Raw genomic sequence first — 15754 nt, 5'->3', positions numbered from 1 at the left:
AAACCATACAGACTTGGCTAGGCTGTGCCCCGGTCATGGATATGGCCCCAGAGTCAACAGGGAAGGGGGCGATGTCGTGGACCGTTGCGCGTTGTTCGTCGACGCGGGATACCTTCTCGCGGACGGCGCGATGGCCGTGCACGGAACCCGCAACCGGGACTCCGTCTCCTGGGACTACTCCGGTCTCGTGCAGTTCCTCAACGAGGTGGCACGCGACCGCACCGGCCTGCCCTTGCTGCGCTGCTACTGGTACGAGGCGGTCTCCGACGACCGCCGTACCCAGGAGCAGGAGGGCATCGCGGACATCCCCGGCGTGAAGTTCCGGGCCGCGCGGATCAGACCGGGCCGCCGTGAGGGCGTGGAGAGCTACGTCCAGCGCGACCTCACCACCCTGGCCCGGACCGGCGCCCTGTGCGACGTGGTCCTGGTCAGCGGGGACGAGGACATGGCACCGGTGGTCGCCGAGGTCCAGGACATGGGTGTGCGGGTCACCGTCGTGCACGTCTCGGTCGAGGGCAACTGGACGATTTCCCGCGCGCTGCGCCGGGAGTGCGACGACCTCATCGAGATCGGCGCCGGGCACCTGCGCCCGCACGTCAGCCTGCTCTCGGGCGGCTCCGCCCCCCAGGAGACCGCGGCCAAGACCACCACCCCGTTCGCCAACGGCCGGGGGCACTCCGCCCCCGAGACCCCGCGCCGCCCCGTCGCCACCGCCCAGCCGGGGGGCTCCCGGGTGGAGCCGGTCGACACCTCCACCGGCGGCCTGGAGGCGATGTTCGCCGGGACCGGCGGACAGGCGGTCGCCCAGGGCACCGCCATGGAGCAGCTGCGCGCGATGCGCCGCACCCTGGCCCAGCAGCGCGGCGGCGACCACCTCGCCGGACCGGCCACCGAGGGGCGCGGCGGCGCCATCGACGCCAACGGGTTCCCCTCCGGCGGCCAGCCGTCCGCCGCGGGCGGCGGGTACCCGCCGCAGACCGGCGGCTACCCGGCCACCGGGAGCCACCCGTCGCTGCGCGGCGACCAGGGCGGGTACGGCGTGCCCGGCCGGCAGCCGCAGTCGATGTCGGGTCCCCAGCAGGGGTTCTCGGCGGGGACGGGGCCGCAGCAGTCCTTCGCCGCGGGCACCGGCCCCCAGCAGTCGTTCGCCAACGGGACGGGGCCCCAGCGCTCCTTCGCCGAGGACGGGCGCCAGGGGCACGCGCCACCCAGAGCGGGGCAGCCACAGGACCCGAGGTTCCCGGGCGGTAACGAACCCGGGTACGGGGGTGCGAACGACGCAAACCCTACCTATGGGACCAGTACGGCAACTGACTCCGCCTCCCATGGCGGGGTGGGCCCCTACGGGGGCGCACCGCCGACTGGTCCCGCCCATGAGACCGGGTTCGGGACGACCGGATATCACGAATCCCGGCCCGGTCACGGATATCCCCAGCAGACGCCCTCCGTCGCGCATACCGTTGACGAAGCGGTGCATGTCGCGCACCGGGAAGGGAACGACTTCGCGGAGTCGATCGCGCGCGAAGCCCCCGCCCTGTGGGTCGAGGCCGTCCTCGCCCGCAGGCCCCGGATGCCCTCCGACCTGGAGGCGCGTCTGCTCCAGGGGTCCTCGCTGCCGATCGACCACCTGTTGCGCGACGAGGTCCGGGACGGGCTGCGCCAAGGGTTCTGGCAGGCGTTGGAGCGTGCCAGGCGCTAGCGCCGCGTGCGAATGCGGAAGGTGGATGGACGATGCGGGTGACCCGCGTGACGACGGCCGAGCTCGACCGTCTGGAATTCCACGCCGTCCGCTCGGGCGAACACGGCGAGGTCGCCGCGCGGCTCCTCGATCTGGCCAACCGGGTCGACGCCGGGAGCGAGATCTCCCGCGCGGAGCTGTTCGTCCGGGCGGGCGAGCAGTGGGAGATCGCCCAGGAGTACGAGCGCGCCTGCTCCGCGTACCAGCGGGCGATCGACGACGGCGGCCCCACGGTCATCGACGCGCGCGCCCTGAGCGCGGGCGCCCTGCTCCAGCTCGACGAGATGGAGCAGGCCAGAGCGCAGCTCAAACGGCTGGAGAGCGAAGAACCGCGCGGACTCCAGACCTACCTCCACGTCGCCGAGGCGCTGTACGCACACGACGATCTGGAGGGCGCGGAGCGGTGGGCCACCGAGGGGGCGCGCCGGTTCCTCGACCGCGACCTCACGCCCTACGTCCACGACCTGCTGTGGGAGCTGCTGCGGATCCGCTTCCGCATCCGCGCCGACCGCGGCCTGCCCGAGGACGACCTGGACCGCCGCCTCGACGAGGAGTGAGCGGGGGCGGGGCGTCCCCGCCCTCCGCCGTGGCCCCCCGGGGCCACCCGACTTCGCCGTGCCCCCGGGCCGCGATCCGGTCCCGGCGTGCCGTGGCCTCCGCGGCCATCCGACTCCGCCGTGCCGTGTCCCCCTGGCTGCCATCCGGTCCCGCCACGCTGTGTTCCCGGACGACCACCCGGCCCAGCCGTCGTGGCCCCTGCGGCCATCCGGCCCCGCCGTGCCGTGTCGCCGGGCTGCCACCCGGCCTGCGCCCCGCCGCCCCGGCGTGCGGTGTTCCCGGTCCGCCACCCGGCCGGGCCGCCGTGTCCCCGCCGCCGTGGCCCTGGGCCGCCACCCGGACCGGGCCCCGGTGCCCAGCGTGCTCGCGCCCGGCCCGGGACGCCGGCGGGGCGGCGTCAGGGGATGTCCGGGTGTGTCCGGGTACGTGTGCGAAACGCCCGCGACGAAGGTGACCTAGGTCGCTCCAGGCGCTTCCGGGGCCCGCGCGTGCGGCCGGGGCCGACCGGGTACGCCAGGTTCTCCGGGGCCGTCCGGCGGCGCGGTGGCGGGCTTCCCGGGCCGGGGCGCCCACCGCCGCGGCGGGGTCGGGCGCGAACCGCTCCGCGGGAGTCTTAGGCTTGCCACGACCGCCCTCCGACGGGTCGCCCGGACACCCGTGCCGGACCCGCTCCGGACCCCCGGTGACGCCGTTCCACGTGGCCCGATGCGTGCCCCATACCACGCTCCGAGGGCGAGTTCGACGTTCATCGAAGAACGTGAGAAAACGACGACACGCCACTATCTTGGGATGGTTCCTGGCGGCAGCCACAAGATGTAGTATCAACTCCCGCTGGTGCTTCACCCTTCGGGGTGGCAGGGAACGCCGGAGAGATCCCGGGACGGCCCTGCCGGATCAGTGGGACGCGACCGCCGCGACCGGCCCGGAACCCCCGAGTTTCCGGGCGGCCGGACGACGGCCCGCGCGAACGAGAACCGAACACCGGCGCGCACGCATCGCCGTGCTGCGCTTGTAGGGAACGGGGGCTTGGGAGAGGGCGACCCGTGACACACCGCGACGACCGTACGCACCCGGTGCGCCGGTCGCCCAGTGGGCGCCGCACGACCCAGTAGCCACCGTCCCCACCCCGCCGGGACTTCTTCAATTCGAGGTTGGAGCCGCTGTATGACCCTTGACGTCGAGGCCGCGCCCGCATCCGTTCGGCCCGAGCCGGCCACCGAGGGAGCGCCCCCCACCGCGCTCGACCGGATCGAGCACGTGGTGACCGAGGCCTGTGCGCGACTGGCCGGTGTTTCGGCGGAGAAGGTCCTCGCGGAGGCCCGGCGCGGCCTGTACCCCGGCATCCCCGACTCCGAGGTCGAGCTGGCCCTCATCATGGCCGCCCGCAGCTACGTCGAGGTCGACCCCGACTACTCCTACGTCGCCGCCCGCCTGCTGCTGGACAAGCTGCGCAGCGAGGCCCTGAGCTTCATCGCCGGGGCCCCCGACGCCGCCACCCAGACCGACATGGCCGAGCGCTACGCCACCTACCTGCCCGCGTACATCAGCCGCGGCATCGACCTGGGCCAGCTCGACCCGGCCCTGGCCAAGTTCGACCTGGAGCGCCTGGGCAAGGCCCTGCACGCCGACCGCGACGAGCAGTTCACCTTCCTCGGGCTCCAGACCCTGTACGACCGGTACTTCCTGCACAGCGAAGAGACCCGGTACGAGCTGCCGCAGGCGTTCTTCATGCGCGTCGCCATGGGCCTGGCCCTGAACGAGGACGACCGCGAGGCCCGCGCCATCGAGTTCTACGAGCTGCTGTCCTCGTTCGACTTCATGGCGTCCACGCCCACCCTGTTCAACTCCGGCACGGTCCGCGCCCAGCTGTCGTCCTGCTTCCTCACCACCATCGGCGACGACCTGCAGGCCATCTTCCACGGCATCAGCAACAACGCGATGCTGTCCAAGTACTCCGGCGGCCTGGGCAACGACTGGACCCCGGTGCGCGGCCTGGGCTCGCACATCAAGGGCACCAACGGCAAGAGCCAGGGCGTCGTCCCGTTCCTGAAGATCGCCAACGACACCGCGGTCGCGGTCAACCAGGGCGGCAAGCGCAAGGGTGCGGTGTGCGCCTACCTGGAGACCTGGCACATCGACATCGAGGAATTCCTCGACCTGCGCAAGAACACCGGCGACGAGCGCCGCCGCACCCACGACATGAACACCGCGAACTGGGTTCCGGACCTGTTCATGCAGCGGGTGGAGCAGGACGGCCAGTGGACCCTGTTCTCCCCCAACGAGGTCCCCGACCTGCACGACCTGTACGGCACCGCCTTCGCCGAGGCCTACGCCGCCTACGAGAAGGCCGCCGACGAGGGCCGCATCAAGGTCTTCAAGCGGGTCCGCGCCGTCGACCTGTGGCGCCGCATGCTCACCATGCTGTTCGAGACGGGCCACCCCTGGATCACCTTCAAGGACCCGTCCAACCTGCGCTCCCCGCAGCAGCACGTCGGCGTGGTGCACTCCTCCAACCTGTGCACCGAGATCACGCTCAACACCGACGCCGAGGAGGTCGCGGTCTGCAACCTGGGCTCGGTCAACCTGGCCCAGCACGTCGGCCCCGACGGCATCGACACCGAGCGCCTGCGCCGCACCGTCCGCACCGCCGTGCGGATGCTCGACAACGTCATCGACGTGAACTTCTACACGATCCCCGAGGCCGAGCGCGCCAACATGCGCCACCGCCCCGTGGGCCTGGGCCTGATGGGCTTCCAGGACGCGCTGTTCAAGCTGCGCCTGCCCTACGCCTCCCAGGGCGCCGTGGAGTTCGCCGACGAGAGCATGGAGCTGATCAGCTACCACGCCATCGAGGCCTCCATGGAGCTGGCCGCCGAGCGCGGCGCCTACGAGACCTTCGAGGGCTCGCTGTGGAGCCGGGGCATCCTGCCGATCGACTCCGTCAAGCTCCTCGCCAAGGAGCGCGGCGGCGACCTCGACATGGACCGCGGCCAGACCCTCGACTGGTTCTCGCTGCGCGAGAAGGTCAAGAAGACCGGCATGCGCAACTCCAACGTGATGGCGATCGCGCCCACCGCGACCATCGCCAACATCACCGGCGTGAGCCAGTCGATCGAGCCGGTGTACCGGAACCTGTTCGTCAAGTCGAACATGTCCGGCGACTTCACCGTCGTCAACGACTACCTGGTCCGCGACCTCAAGGCCCGCGGCCTGTGGGACGAGGACATGGTCTCCCAGCTCAAGCTGCACGACGGCAGCCTCGGGCTGATCGACCGCGTGCCGGACGACCTGAAGGCGCTGTACGCCACCGCGTTCGAGGTCGACCCCGACTGGCTGGTCGACGCCGGCGCCCGCCGCCAGAAGTGGATCGACCAGGCCCAGTCGCTCAACCTGTACATGGCGGCCCCCAGCGGCAAGAAGCTGGACGCCCTCTACCGGCGCGCCTGGCGCTCGGGCCTCAAGACCACCTACTACCTGCGGTCGCAGAGCGCCACCCACGTGGAGAAGAGCACGATCAAGGGGACGGACGGCCGGCTGAACGCGGTTTCGGCCACCCCGGCGGCCCCGGCCGCCGCCCCGGCCCCGGCGCCGACCCCCGCCCCCGCGGCGGCCGCGCGCCCGACCCCCGCCCCCGCGGCGGCCGCGCGCCCGGCGCCCGTCGCCGAGCCGGTGCGGGAGCCGGACGAGGTGGACGAGTTCGAGATCGTCGAGGGGCAGGCCTGCTCCATCGACGACCCCGAGTGCGAGGCCTGCCAGTAGGACCCGTCGACGTGATCCGGGCCGCCCTCCCCCCGACAGGGGAGGGCGGCCCGCCCCAAGCCCCACGATGCGTTTCCGGGCCCTCCCGGAGAAGGAAAGACATATGACCGCGACCTCTGAGAACACCGCGAGCGCCGCCAGCGGCCTCGGCGAGATCGAGCGCGACGCCGCGCGCGTCAACGTCGACGACAAGGCGATGATCAACGCCCGCGCCGACGTCAACCAGCTCCTCCCGCTCAAGTACACGTGGGCCTGGGAGAAGTACCTCGCCGGGTGCAACAACCACTGGATGCCCACCGAGGTCGCCATGCAGGCCGACATCGCGCTGTGGAAGTCCCGTGACGGGCTCACCGAGGACGAGCGGCTCATGCTCAAGCGGAACCTGGGGTTCTTCGCTACCGCGGAGTCGCTGGTGGCGAACAACATCGTCCTGGCGGTGTACCGCCAGCTCACCAACCCCGAGTGCCGGCAGTACCTGCTGCGCCAGGCGTTCGAGGAGGCCGTGCACACGCACACCTTCCAGTACATCTGCGAGAGCCTGGGCCTGGACGAGGGCGAGCTCTTCAACATGTACCGGGAGATCCCGTCCATCACGGCGAAGGACGCCTGGGCGCTCAAGTACACGCAGAACCTGGAGGACCCGGAGTTCCGCACCGGGACCCCGGAGGCCGACCAGGCGTTCCTGCGCGACCTGGTGGCGTTCTACGTGATCTTCGAGGGCATGTGGTTCTACACCGGCTTCGCGCAGATCCTGTCGCTGGGCCGCCGGAACAAGATGGTCGGCATCGCCGAGCAGTACCAGTACATCCTGCGCGACGAGTCGATCCACCTGAACTTCGGCATCGACGTGATCAACCAGATCAAGATCGAGAACCCGCACCTGTGGACCGAGGAGTTCCAGGCGGAGGTCCGGCAGATGCTGACCGACGCGTGCGAGCTGGAGGTCGCCTACGGGCGCGAGACCATGCCGCGCGGCATCCTCGGCCTCAACTCGGAGCTGTGCGAGAAGTACATGCACTTCATCACGGACCGCCGCGCCGAGCAGATCGGCCTGGCACCCATCTTCGGCGAGACGGAGAACCCGTTCCCGTGGATGAGCGAGATGATGGACCTCCAGAAGGAGAAGAACTTCTTCGAGACCCGCGTGATCGAGTACCAGACCGGCGGCGGCCTGGACTGGGACTAGTCCCGCGCGGTCCACTGGACCCGGCCCTTCTCCCCTGTCGGCGGCGGGGGAGGGGGGCCGTTCGCGTTCGCCCTCCGGCGCGTCGGTGAACAAGGCGTGTCGGAAGTACGCGAATCGCTCCCCCCGGGCGGTTCGGGCAGTACCTTTTCTCCAGGGGAGGCCGCCCTCCCCGCCTCGGCGGCCCGGGTCGAGGCGCGCGACCCGGGCCGCCGCCGTTCCCGGTACCGGGAGCCGGCCCGGGGGATGCATAGAAGTCAATCAGCGGATGTATAAAAAGACATCCGGGCACGAAGTGTCCTCGATTTTCGAGCTTCTTTCCGGGGTCGGTATGTCGCGCGCAACGTTACGCAAAAGCGATCTCCTCTTCTCCTTGTGTTGCTTGTGCGCCGCGTGTTCCGCGTGGAAAAAAGAGTTGTTCGCTGCGCCCGGCACCGGGATCGTGCGGCAAGCTCCAGTGTGAACGCGAGTCACCCGGGTCCCGGGTGGCCTATTTCTGTAGTGGCTTATATCTGCATTTGTCTGGCTTTCGGTGCTGGGTGTATAAATTTTCATTGGCCAGCATGGCTATATCAGTCAGAGTGGACGGATAATGGTCAGTCGTTCGGAAAACGGTTCGGCATTCTTCGGGCAGTGGCGGAAGTCCCGCTATTCCTATGATGTCGGCGCGTGCTGTGAGGTGCTGAACCTGGAGTCCGGTGAATCGCACTTCCGCGACTCGGTGAACCCGGACCTCACCCGGCTCGGATTCAAGAACGACGAATGGACCACCTTCCTGGCGACCGCCAAGATCTGACGGCCCACCCTCGTTCCCCCTCCTACACCGCGACGACCGGCGGGACGTCGCAGTCCTGGCGGGTGTAGGAGGTCATCGACGCCGTGGCGGGGTGGGCGGGTCCGTACCGGGACAGGAACAGCCGGTACAGGTCCGTCCACTCCTCCTTGACGTCGTCGCCCAGCGCCTGGCGGCTCACCAGGTGGTTGCGGCGCGCGGTCAGCATGACCGGGTGGTCCGGGTCCAGCAGGGCCCGGCAGTCGGCCTCGGTCAGGGAGTCCAGGGCACGCGCGTCCTCGTACCGCTCCAGGCCGTACAGGTCCGTCGCCAGGTTGAGCGCCGCGGCCAGGGTGTTGAACGAGCCCGCCCCGTAGAGCGAGCGCAGCCGCTCCAGGGCCGCGCGGTCCAGGTCGGCCGCGGCGGCGAACGCCTGCCGGGAGCGCAGGGCGATGCCCGCGCCCACCCGGGCCCAGGCCGGGAACGGGTGGTCGGCCGGGAAGCGCTCGTCGGTCGCCGGGAGCAGCAGCCGCACCTCGGCGGCCGCCTCCTCGCCGCGGCCGGCCAGGGCCAGGGTCACCATGTGCACCACCCGGCCGTACAGCGCCTGGCGCACCGTCGCCGGGTAGCGCCGCCGGTACAGGGCCAGCGCCCGGCCGGAGTGCTCCAGCGCGGCCCCGGTGTCGCCCAGGGCGCGGTACACGGCGGCCTGGAACAGCAGCCCCTGGAGCGCGTGCGGGGTGTCGGCGGCCGACTGCGCGGCGAACCGCGCCATGCAGCCCTCCAGCCGGTCGCGCGCCTCCTCCCAGCGGCCCAGGAACATCAGGGTCAGCCCCAGGTTGAGGTCGGTGCGCAGGGTGGACACGTGGTCCTGCCCCAGCAGGGCGACGCGCTCGCGCAGGTTCCGCTCGGACACCTCCAGCGCCTCGGTGAACCTCCCCTGCTCCAGCAGCACCTGGGAGTAGTCGTGCGCCGCCTCCAGGGTGGGCGGCTCTGCGGGCGCCCGGTCGCGGCGGTGGTCGAGGATCCGCCGGAACAGCCGCTCGGCCTCGTCGAACCTGGCCAGCCCGCTCAGGGCGATGGCGATCGCCCGCAGCGCCTCCAGTGCCTCGTCGGAGTCGGAACCGCCGCGGGCCACCTCGCCGGAGTGGATGTCGCGCGCCTCGGCCAGGGCGGTGGTGTACTCGCTGTGCAGGCGGCGGACCATGTTGCGCCGCAGCCGGGCGTGCAGCAGCAGGACGGGGTCGTCCCCCCAGGCGTTGACGGCCTGGTCGGCGACGCCGACCGCCTTGGCGTACTCGCCGATCTCGGTGAGGAAGCCGATCACGTTGAGGACCAGGGCGCGCACCCGGGGGTCGCGCCCGGACCAGGCCTGGGAGGCCTTCACGTGGGCGTGCATCAGCAGGTAGTGGTCGCGGTAGGCGGGATCGGCGGGGTCCCCGGGGTCGTTGTGGGCCAGCAGCCGGCGCGCCAGGTCGCGGTAGCGCACCTTCTCCACCAGGGGCATCGAGTCGCGGATGACCTCCTGGAACAGCTCGTGCAGGTGGAAGGTGCCGGGCCGCACGGAGGCGAGCCGTCGCCGCCGCATGAACTCCAGGACCCGGTCCAGCCGGGCCTCGTCGCCGAACAGCTCCTCCTGCTCCGGCGTGGCGGCCAGGTCCCGGGCGCGGGCGAAGAACGACCGGGACAGCGGCAGCGGGGCGAGGAAGGCGCACAGCCGCGCCAGCTCGACCACCGCCCGCCCGGTCGCGTCCCCGGCGAGCAGCTCCTCGGCCTGGATCTCCCAGGCCGCCGCCAGCGGGGCGGTGTGCTCGTCGTCGGCGCCCATCCGGGTGACCTTGTCCGTGTACCGCTCCTCGAAGCGCTCCAGGAACTCCTCGGTGCCCAGCGACGACTCCCGCAGGAACGCGCCGACCTGGGCCAGGGCCAGCGGCAGGTGCTCCAGCTGCTCGGCCAGGCGCTCCCCGGCGCCGATCGGCTCCAGCCGCTCGGGGCACAGCCTGCGCAGCAGGGACAGGCTCTCGGCGGTGTCGAGCCGGGGGACGACGCGGCCGTCGACGAGGCCCGGCACGCCGCGGTGCGGGCGGCGGCGGTCCCGCCCGGTGATGAGGACGCGGCCGCCGCCCTCGGGCATGTAATCGGCGGCCAGGGCCTCCAGGTCGGCGGCGCCGTCGAACACCAGCAGCCAGGACCCGATCCCGGGGTCGTGGGCCAGGGCCCGGCGCACGTCCCGGACGGTGCGGGCGATGTGGTCGTAGGAGGCGTCCAGGCCGATCTGCTCGGCCAGGCGCAGGTAGGAGCCGTTGGCGTCGATGTCGGTGGCGGCGGGCACCCACCAGATCAGGTCGTAGTGGTCGGCGTACCGGTGCGCGTACTGGCCGGCGATGAGGCTCTTGCCCACACCGCTGCCGCCCTCGATGAGGTAGCGGGCGCTCCCGCTCCGGTGCAGGGCGTCGTGGATCTGTTCGAGGATCGCCTCGCGGCCGGTGAAGTCGGGGTCGGCGGGCGGTACGCCGCCCATCACCGGTGGGTGGTCGCCGCGGCGGCGCCCGCCGGTCCGGCCGGTTCCGCTCGTCATGGTCCTCCCGCTTTCTGTACGGCGGCTCGGGAAGGCCGTTCGTCCTCGACTCTCGGACGGGAACGGGGGTCGTCGAGGGGCGGGGGCGCGGGGAGGGCCGGTCACCGCCCTGATCCCAGGCTAGGCGGCGGTTCCGGGGATGTCGATACCGGTGCGGGGGCGGGCGGTCCCCGGCGCCCCACGGCCCGGTGAGGTCTCGAAGTGGTGTTTTTCCGGGGCCGTGTGTTGTGACGGCGGCACAAGTGGTGATGATCCCGGGCAATGCACGTGAGAAACGCGTGGGAACCCCGGCGCGTTCTCGACGAGAGGAACGGACTTGAACGAGTTCACACTCTGGGCCGTGGGGACCTTCGGCGTCTACCTCGCCGCCATGGTCGCCATCGGCCTGTGGGCCTACCGGAAGACCGTGTCCCAATCGGACTTCGTCCTGGGCGGCCGCCAGCTCAACCCCTGGGTGGCGGCGCTGAGCGCCAACGCCAGCGACTTCAGCGGCTGGCTGCTGCTGGGCCTGCCCGGCGCGATCTACGTCTCCGGCCTGGGCGAGGCCTGGATCGCCGTCGGCCTGGCCTGCGGCTTCGCCGGCAGCTGGATCCTGCTGGCCCCGCGCCTGCGGGTCTACACCCAGCGGGTGACCGACGCCCGCACGGGCGGGGACTCGGACTCGCTGACCCTGTCCTCCTTCCTGGAGAACCGGTTCAACGACCCCACGCGCCTGCTGCGCGCGGTGTCCTCGCTGCTCATCATCGTCTTCTACTTCTTCTACGTCGCCTCCGGCCTGGTGGCCATGGCCGCCCTGTTCGACCAGGTCTTCGGCCTGGACGCGGGCCCGGGCATCGCCATCGGCGTGGGCATCGTGGTCCTGTACACCGTCCTGGGCGGGTTCCTCGCCGTCTCCTACACCGACGTCGTGCAGGCGGCCATGATGTGGCTGGCCCTGCTCGTGGTCCCGGTGATGGCCATCACCGCCCTGGGCGGCTTCGCGGGCCTGACCGAGGGCGTCGCCGCCAAGAGCGACGGCCTGCTCTCCGCCGTGGGCGGCACCTCCCTGGACGGCGAGGCCGGGGCGTGGGTGTCCACCGAGACCCTGGGGGCGGTCGTCATCATCTCCGGCCTGGCCTGGGGCCTGGGCTACTTCGGCCAGCCCCACATCCTGGCCCGCTACATGGGCATCCGCTCGGTCAAGGACATCCCGGCCGCCGCCACCATCAGCGTCACCTGGGCGGTCACCGCCATGGCCCTGGCCGTCCTGGTCGGGTTCATCGGCATCGCCTACTTCGACACCCCGCTGTCCACCCCCGAGCAGGTGTTCCCGCTCCTCATCGAGTCCCTGTCCCACCCGCTGGTCGCCGGGCTGCTGCTGGCCGCCATCCTGGCCGCGGTCATGAGCACCGCCGACTCGCAACTGCTGGTGGCCTCCTCGGCGCTGACCGAGGACGGCTACAAGGCGTTCGTCGACCGCGACGCGAGCCCCAGGACCCTGCTGTGGATCAGCCGGGGAGCGGTGATCGCCGTCGCCCTGGGCGCGGCGGCCATCGCCCTGTGGGGCGACCGGTCGGTCATGGACCTGGTGGGCTACGCCTGGGCCGGGTTCGGCGCCGGGTTCGGGCCGATCCTGCTGCTGTCGGTGTTCTGGAAGCGGATGACCTGGGCCGGTGCGCTGGCGGGCATGATCGCCGGCGGCGCCACCGCGATCCTGTGGGACATCCTGGACGCGGCCGTCCTCGGCACCGGCCTGTACGCGATGGTCCCGGCCGCGGCTCTCAGCTTCGCCGCGATCTTCGTGTTCAACGGCCTGGGCAGGGTCAGCGACCAGATGGCCGCCGACTTCGACCGGGTCGAGGCCGAGATCCGCTCCGGCGGCGGTCCGACCGCCGTCGAGGACACCCCGGTCTGACCGGACCCCGGCACCCCTCCCGGGGCCCGTGCCGCCGAGGCGGTGCGGGCCCCTGACGGGCTTGGCGGCCGAGGTCCCGGAACGGTAGAACGGTGACATGTCGTTACCGAAGGAACACCCGGCCGCCTGGGCCCGGACCGACGTCCCGGAGGGGCTCGGGCTGGGCGCCCTCCTCCCCGCGCCCGACGGGTACCGCCTGGAGGCCGGGGAGACCGTCGTGAACGACGACGGGTCCGGATACTTCGTGCGCTTCGGCGTCCGCGCCGACCTCGCCTGGACCACCCGCGAGGTGGAGGTGGAGGTGCTCTCCGCGCGCGGGCCGTCCTCGGTGCGCCTCACCGCCCAGGACGGCCACTGGACCGACGCCGGGGGGCGCCCCCTGCCGGAGCTGGTGGGCTGCCTGGACGCGGACGTCGCCGCCACCCCGCTCACCAACACCCTGCCGATCCGCCGCCTGGGCCTGCGCCCGGGGGAGTACCGCGACATCGCGGTGGCCTGGATCGACGTTCCGTCCCTGCGGGTGCGCCGGGTGCGCCAGCGCTACACCCGCCACCCGGCCGAGGACGGCCTGGAGGTGTACACCTACCGCGACCCGCTGCACGGCGAGTACCGGCTGACGGTCGACGGGGACGGCCTGGTCGTGGACTACGAGCGGTTCGCCCGCCGGCTGTCCGGGGAACCGAAATCGGACGAACAGGTCGCCGATGTCACATCCGGTGTTGCGGACAGGCGATAATCGGCCAACAGCCGTACCGCATCCCCAGGGGGACACCACGTGACCGACACGGAGCCCGGCCGGGACCGCCGAGAGATCATCCGCGACCTGGAGGTCGCCGCGGAATTCGACGTGCGCGCCGAGATCGAGCGCCGCGTCGCCTTCCTCGCCGAGCGCTTGACCACCACCGGGGCCACCGCGCTGGTCCTGGGGATCAGCGGGGGAGTCGACTCCCTCACCGCCGGGCGGCTCTGCCGGCTGGCGGTCGACCGGGTCCGCGCCGCGGGCGGCGACGCCGAGTACGTCGCGATGCGCCTGCCCCACGGCGAGCAGAAGGACGAGGACGACGCCGCACGCGCCACCGCGTTCACCGGGCCCGACCGGCTCCTCACCGTCGACATCCGCCCGGCCACCGAGGCCATGGCGGCGGCGCTGCGCGAGGCCGGGATGGCCTACTCCGACGCTGGGGCCGAGGACTTCGCCATCGGCAACGTCAAGGCCCGCCAGCGCATGATCGCCCAGTACGCCGTCGCGGGCGGCCTGCGCGGCCTGGTGGTCGGCACCGACCACGCCGCCGAGGCCGTTACCGGCTTCTTCACCAAGTACGGCGACGGCGGCGCGGACCTCGTCCCGCTGACCGGGCTCACCAAGCGCCGGGTGCGCGCCGTGGCAGCCGCCCTGGGCGCCCCCGACGACCTCGTGGCCAAGGTCCCCACGGCGGACCTGGAGACCCTCTCCCCGCAGAAGCCGGACGAGGAGGCCCTGGGCCTCACCTACGAGCAGATCGACGACTTCCTGGAGGGCCTGCCCGTCCCCGCGGAGGTCGAGGAGGCCCTCGTGGCCCGCTACCGCGCCACCGCGCACAAGCGGGCCCTGCCCACCGCCCCCTGATGTCACGGGGGCGGGGACCCCGGCCATGGTGGTGCGCGCACCACCATTCGGGGTCGGATGAACCGCCCCTGGTAAAGAGGCGTCAGATCCATCGCGATCCCCGGTAGATCACACCTAAGGTCGTGGAATACGAAGCGCCCGGTCCGGTGGCCGATCCCCCCGCCCGGGCGCGATCCCTTCGACGGGGCGCGGGTGTGCGCGTCCTCCCCCCTGAAACCGGCCGGTGCGGCCCTCCCGTGGACACCCGCGTGTCCGGGCCCGCCGGCAGGAAGACCCAAGGAGTGATCGGATGACCGTGACCGCAGGCCCCGAGGGCCCGCCGACCCCGCAGACGGCCCGGACCCTCACGGGCGTCGAGTCGCACAGCGCCCCGGCCGCCGGCCGGGACCGCTTCCTCGACGTCCTCCGCCTGCTGGTCATGGTGCTGGTCGTCGCCCAGCACTGGTGGCTCCCCGTCCTGGCGCAGAACCAGGGCATGCTCGACGCCGGGAGCGTACTGACCACCGAGGGCGGCTTCGCCCTCACCTGGGTCTCCCAGGTGATGCCGCTGATCTTCTTCGTCGGCGGCGCCGCGAACCTCATCAGCTGGCGGGCCGCCTCGGGCAAGGGCGTCCCCGTCGCCACCTGGTACGCCAAACGGCTGCGCCGGCTCGCCTGGCCCGTGGTGCCCCTGGCGGTGCTGTGGATCGTGGTCTCCCACGTGCTGGTGCTGGGCGGCGCCCCCGCGCAGCCGGTGCTCGTGGGCGCGGGGGCCGCGGGTATGGTGCTGTGGTTCCTGGCGGTGTACGTGCTGGTGGTGGTCTGCACCCCGGTCCTGGTCCGGGCGCAGGAGCGCTTCGGCTGGTGGACCCTGGCGGCCCTGGCCGCCGGCTCGGTGGCCGTCGACGTGACCCGGTTCAGTGCCGGCGTCGAGTGGCTGGGCTACCTCAACGTCGCGTTCGTCTGGCTGGCCGTGCACCAGGTGGGCTTCCTCTACGTGACCGGCCGCGTCCGCCGGGTCCACGCCGCCCTGCTGGCCTGCGCGGGCGCGCTGACCGCGCTCACCCTGGTGGTGTTCGGCCCGTACTCGCTGAACATGACGGGCGTGTTCGCCGCCGAGACCTCCAACGTGGCCCCGCCGACCCTGGTGCTGGAGGCCCTGGGCGCGCTCCAGATCGGCGTCGCCCTGCTGGCCCGCGAGGCGATCGGCGCCTGGGCCGACAAGCCCGGTCCCGCACGCCTGCTGGACCGGATCTGCCCGCAGCTGATGACGGTCTACCTGTGGCACATGCTGCCGATGAGCGTGGTCGCCGGGGTCGTGGTGTTCGGCCTGGGGATCAACACCCCGGAGCCGATGACCTGGCTGTGGATCGTGTGGGGCGTCCTGGGCCTGGTGGTCGTGGTACCGCTGGTCCTGCCGCTGGCCCACTGGGCGGTGCGGTTCGAGACCCCGCCCAAGGTGCTGTCCGGCTCGCCCGGCCTGGTCCAGGTGCTGGCGGCGGCGGCCCTGACCGGCGGCGGCCTGCTCACCCTGACGGTGACCGGCCTGGGACTGGGCGCGGGCCCGCTGCTCGGCCTGCTCCTGGTGCTCGCCGGCGTCTTTCTCACCCGGTCACCGGAGCGTCGCCGGGCGTAGCCGCCAGGTGAGATCCGGGTGTGAAAACGACAGATTCCGTTCAGAATCCGT

Annotated in this window: 10 protein-coding genes; 9 read left to right on the top strand and 1 reads right to left on the bottom strand. The window is 71.9% G+C overall.

Features of this window, described 5'->3' with window-relative positions; genetic code table 11:
* Positions 1–76: 76 nt before the first annotated feature.
* The 5 genes from K1J57_RS08035 to K1J57_RS08015 all read left to right on the top strand — a co-directional run bounded on the left by K1J57_RS08035 (position 77) and on the right by K1J57_RS08015 (position 8034).
* On the top strand, positions 77–1699 hold the full coding sequence (locus K1J57_RS08035) for an NYN domain-containing protein (protein ID WP_220563821.1): 1623 nt from the start codon (positions 77–79) through the stop codon (positions 1697–1699).
* A gap of 32 nt (positions 1700–1731) precedes the next feature.
* Complete coding sequence (locus tag K1J57_RS08030) at positions 1732–2295, top strand: hypothetical protein (RefSeq protein ID WP_220563820.1); 564 nt, start codon at positions 1732–1734, stop codon at positions 2293–2295.
* Between the two features lie 1165 nt (positions 2296–3460).
* Positions 3461–6055, top strand: a complete 2595-nt coding sequence (locus K1J57_RS08025; protein WP_220563819.1) for a ribonucleoside-diphosphate reductase subunit alpha — start codon at positions 3461–3463, stop codon at positions 6053–6055.
* A 103-nt stretch (positions 6056–6158) separates the two neighbouring features.
* Entirely contained in the window at positions 6159–7241 is a 1083-nt protein-coding gene (locus K1J57_RS08020; RefSeq protein ID WP_220563818.1) for a ribonucleotide-diphosphate reductase subunit beta, read from the top strand.
* Between the two features lie 589 nt (positions 7242–7830).
* Complete coding sequence (locus tag K1J57_RS08015) at positions 7831–8034, top strand: DUF397 domain-containing protein (protein WP_220563817.1); 204 nt, start codon at positions 7831–7833, stop codon at positions 8032–8034.
* A gap of 22 nt (positions 8035–8056) precedes the next feature.
* On the opposite strand, the gene fxsT is transcribed toward K1J57_RS08015, so the two are convergent.
* Positions 8057–10588: an FxSxx-COOH system tetratricopeptide repeat protein gene (gene fxsT, locus K1J57_RS08010; protein ID WP_220563816.1), complete on the bottom strand. Its 2532-nt coding sequence runs from the start codon at positions 10586–10588 to the stop codon at positions 8057–8059.
* Positions 10589–10958: 370 nt separating this feature from the next.
* Here fxsT and putP point away from each other — a divergent pair, with 370 nt between their 5' ends.
* The 4 genes from putP to K1J57_RS07990 all read left to right on the top strand — a co-directional run bounded on the left by putP (position 10959) and on the right by K1J57_RS07990 (position 15703).
* Complete coding sequence (putP, locus tag K1J57_RS08005; RefSeq protein WP_370634673.1) at positions 10959–12482, top strand: sodium/proline symporter PutP; 1524 nt, start codon at positions 10959–10961, stop codon at positions 12480–12482.
* A gap of 97 nt (positions 12483–12579) precedes the next feature.
* Positions 12580–13218 (top strand): putative glycolipid-binding domain-containing protein, encoded by a 639-nt coding sequence (locus K1J57_RS08000; RefSeq protein ID WP_220563814.1) that lies wholly within the window; start codon positions 12580–12582, stop codon positions 13216–13218.
* 39 nt (positions 13219–13257) lie between these two features.
* Entirely contained in the window at positions 13258–14088 is an 831-nt protein-coding gene (gene nadE / locus K1J57_RS07995; RefSeq protein WP_220563813.1) for an ammonia-dependent NAD(+) synthetase, read from the top strand.
* A gap of 289 nt (positions 14089–14377) precedes the next feature.
* Positions 14378–15703, top strand: coding sequence for an acyltransferase (locus tag K1J57_RS07990; protein ID WP_220563812.1), 1326 nt, complete (start codon positions 14378–14380; stop codon positions 15701–15703).
* The last annotated feature ends 51 nt before the right edge of the window (positions 15704–15754 follow it).

The organism is Nocardiopsis sp. MT53 (assembly GCF_019598965.1).
Lineage (GTDB): Bacteria > Actinomycetota > Actinomycetes > Streptosporangiales > Streptosporangiaceae > Nocardiopsis > Nocardiopsis changdeensis.
This window is presented reverse-complemented; position numbering and strand designations above follow the sequence as displayed.

Coding starts and splice junctions, on each gene's coding strand:
- fxsT (WP_220563816.1), bottom strand. CDS start 10,588: ATGACGAGCGGAACCGGCCGGACCGGCGGGCGCCGCCGCGGCGACCAC.
- K1J57_RS07990 (WP_220563812.1), top strand. CDS start 14,378: ATGACCGTGACCGCAGGCCCCGAGGGCCCGCCGACCCCGCAGACGGCC.
- putP (WP_370634673.1), top strand. CDS start 10,959: ATGGTCGCCATCGGCCTGTGGGCCTACCGGAAGACCGTGTCCCAATCG.
- K1J57_RS08025 (WP_220563819.1), top strand. CDS start 3,461: ATGACCCTTGACGTCGAGGCCGCGCCCGCATCCGTTCGGCCCGAGCCG.
- K1J57_RS08000 (WP_220563814.1), top strand. CDS start 12,580: ATGTCGTTACCGAAGGAACACCCGGCCGCCTGGGCCCGGACCGACGTC.
- K1J57_RS08030 (WP_220563820.1), top strand. CDS start 1,732: ATGCGGGTGACCCGCGTGACGACGGCCGAGCTCGACCGTCTGGAATTC.
- K1J57_RS08015 (WP_220563817.1), top strand. CDS start 7,831: ATGGTCAGTCGTTCGGAAAACGGTTCGGCATTCTTCGGGCAGTGGCGG.
- K1J57_RS08020 (WP_220563818.1), top strand. CDS start 6,159: ATGACCGCGACCTCTGAGAACACCGCGAGCGCCGCCAGCGGCCTCGGC.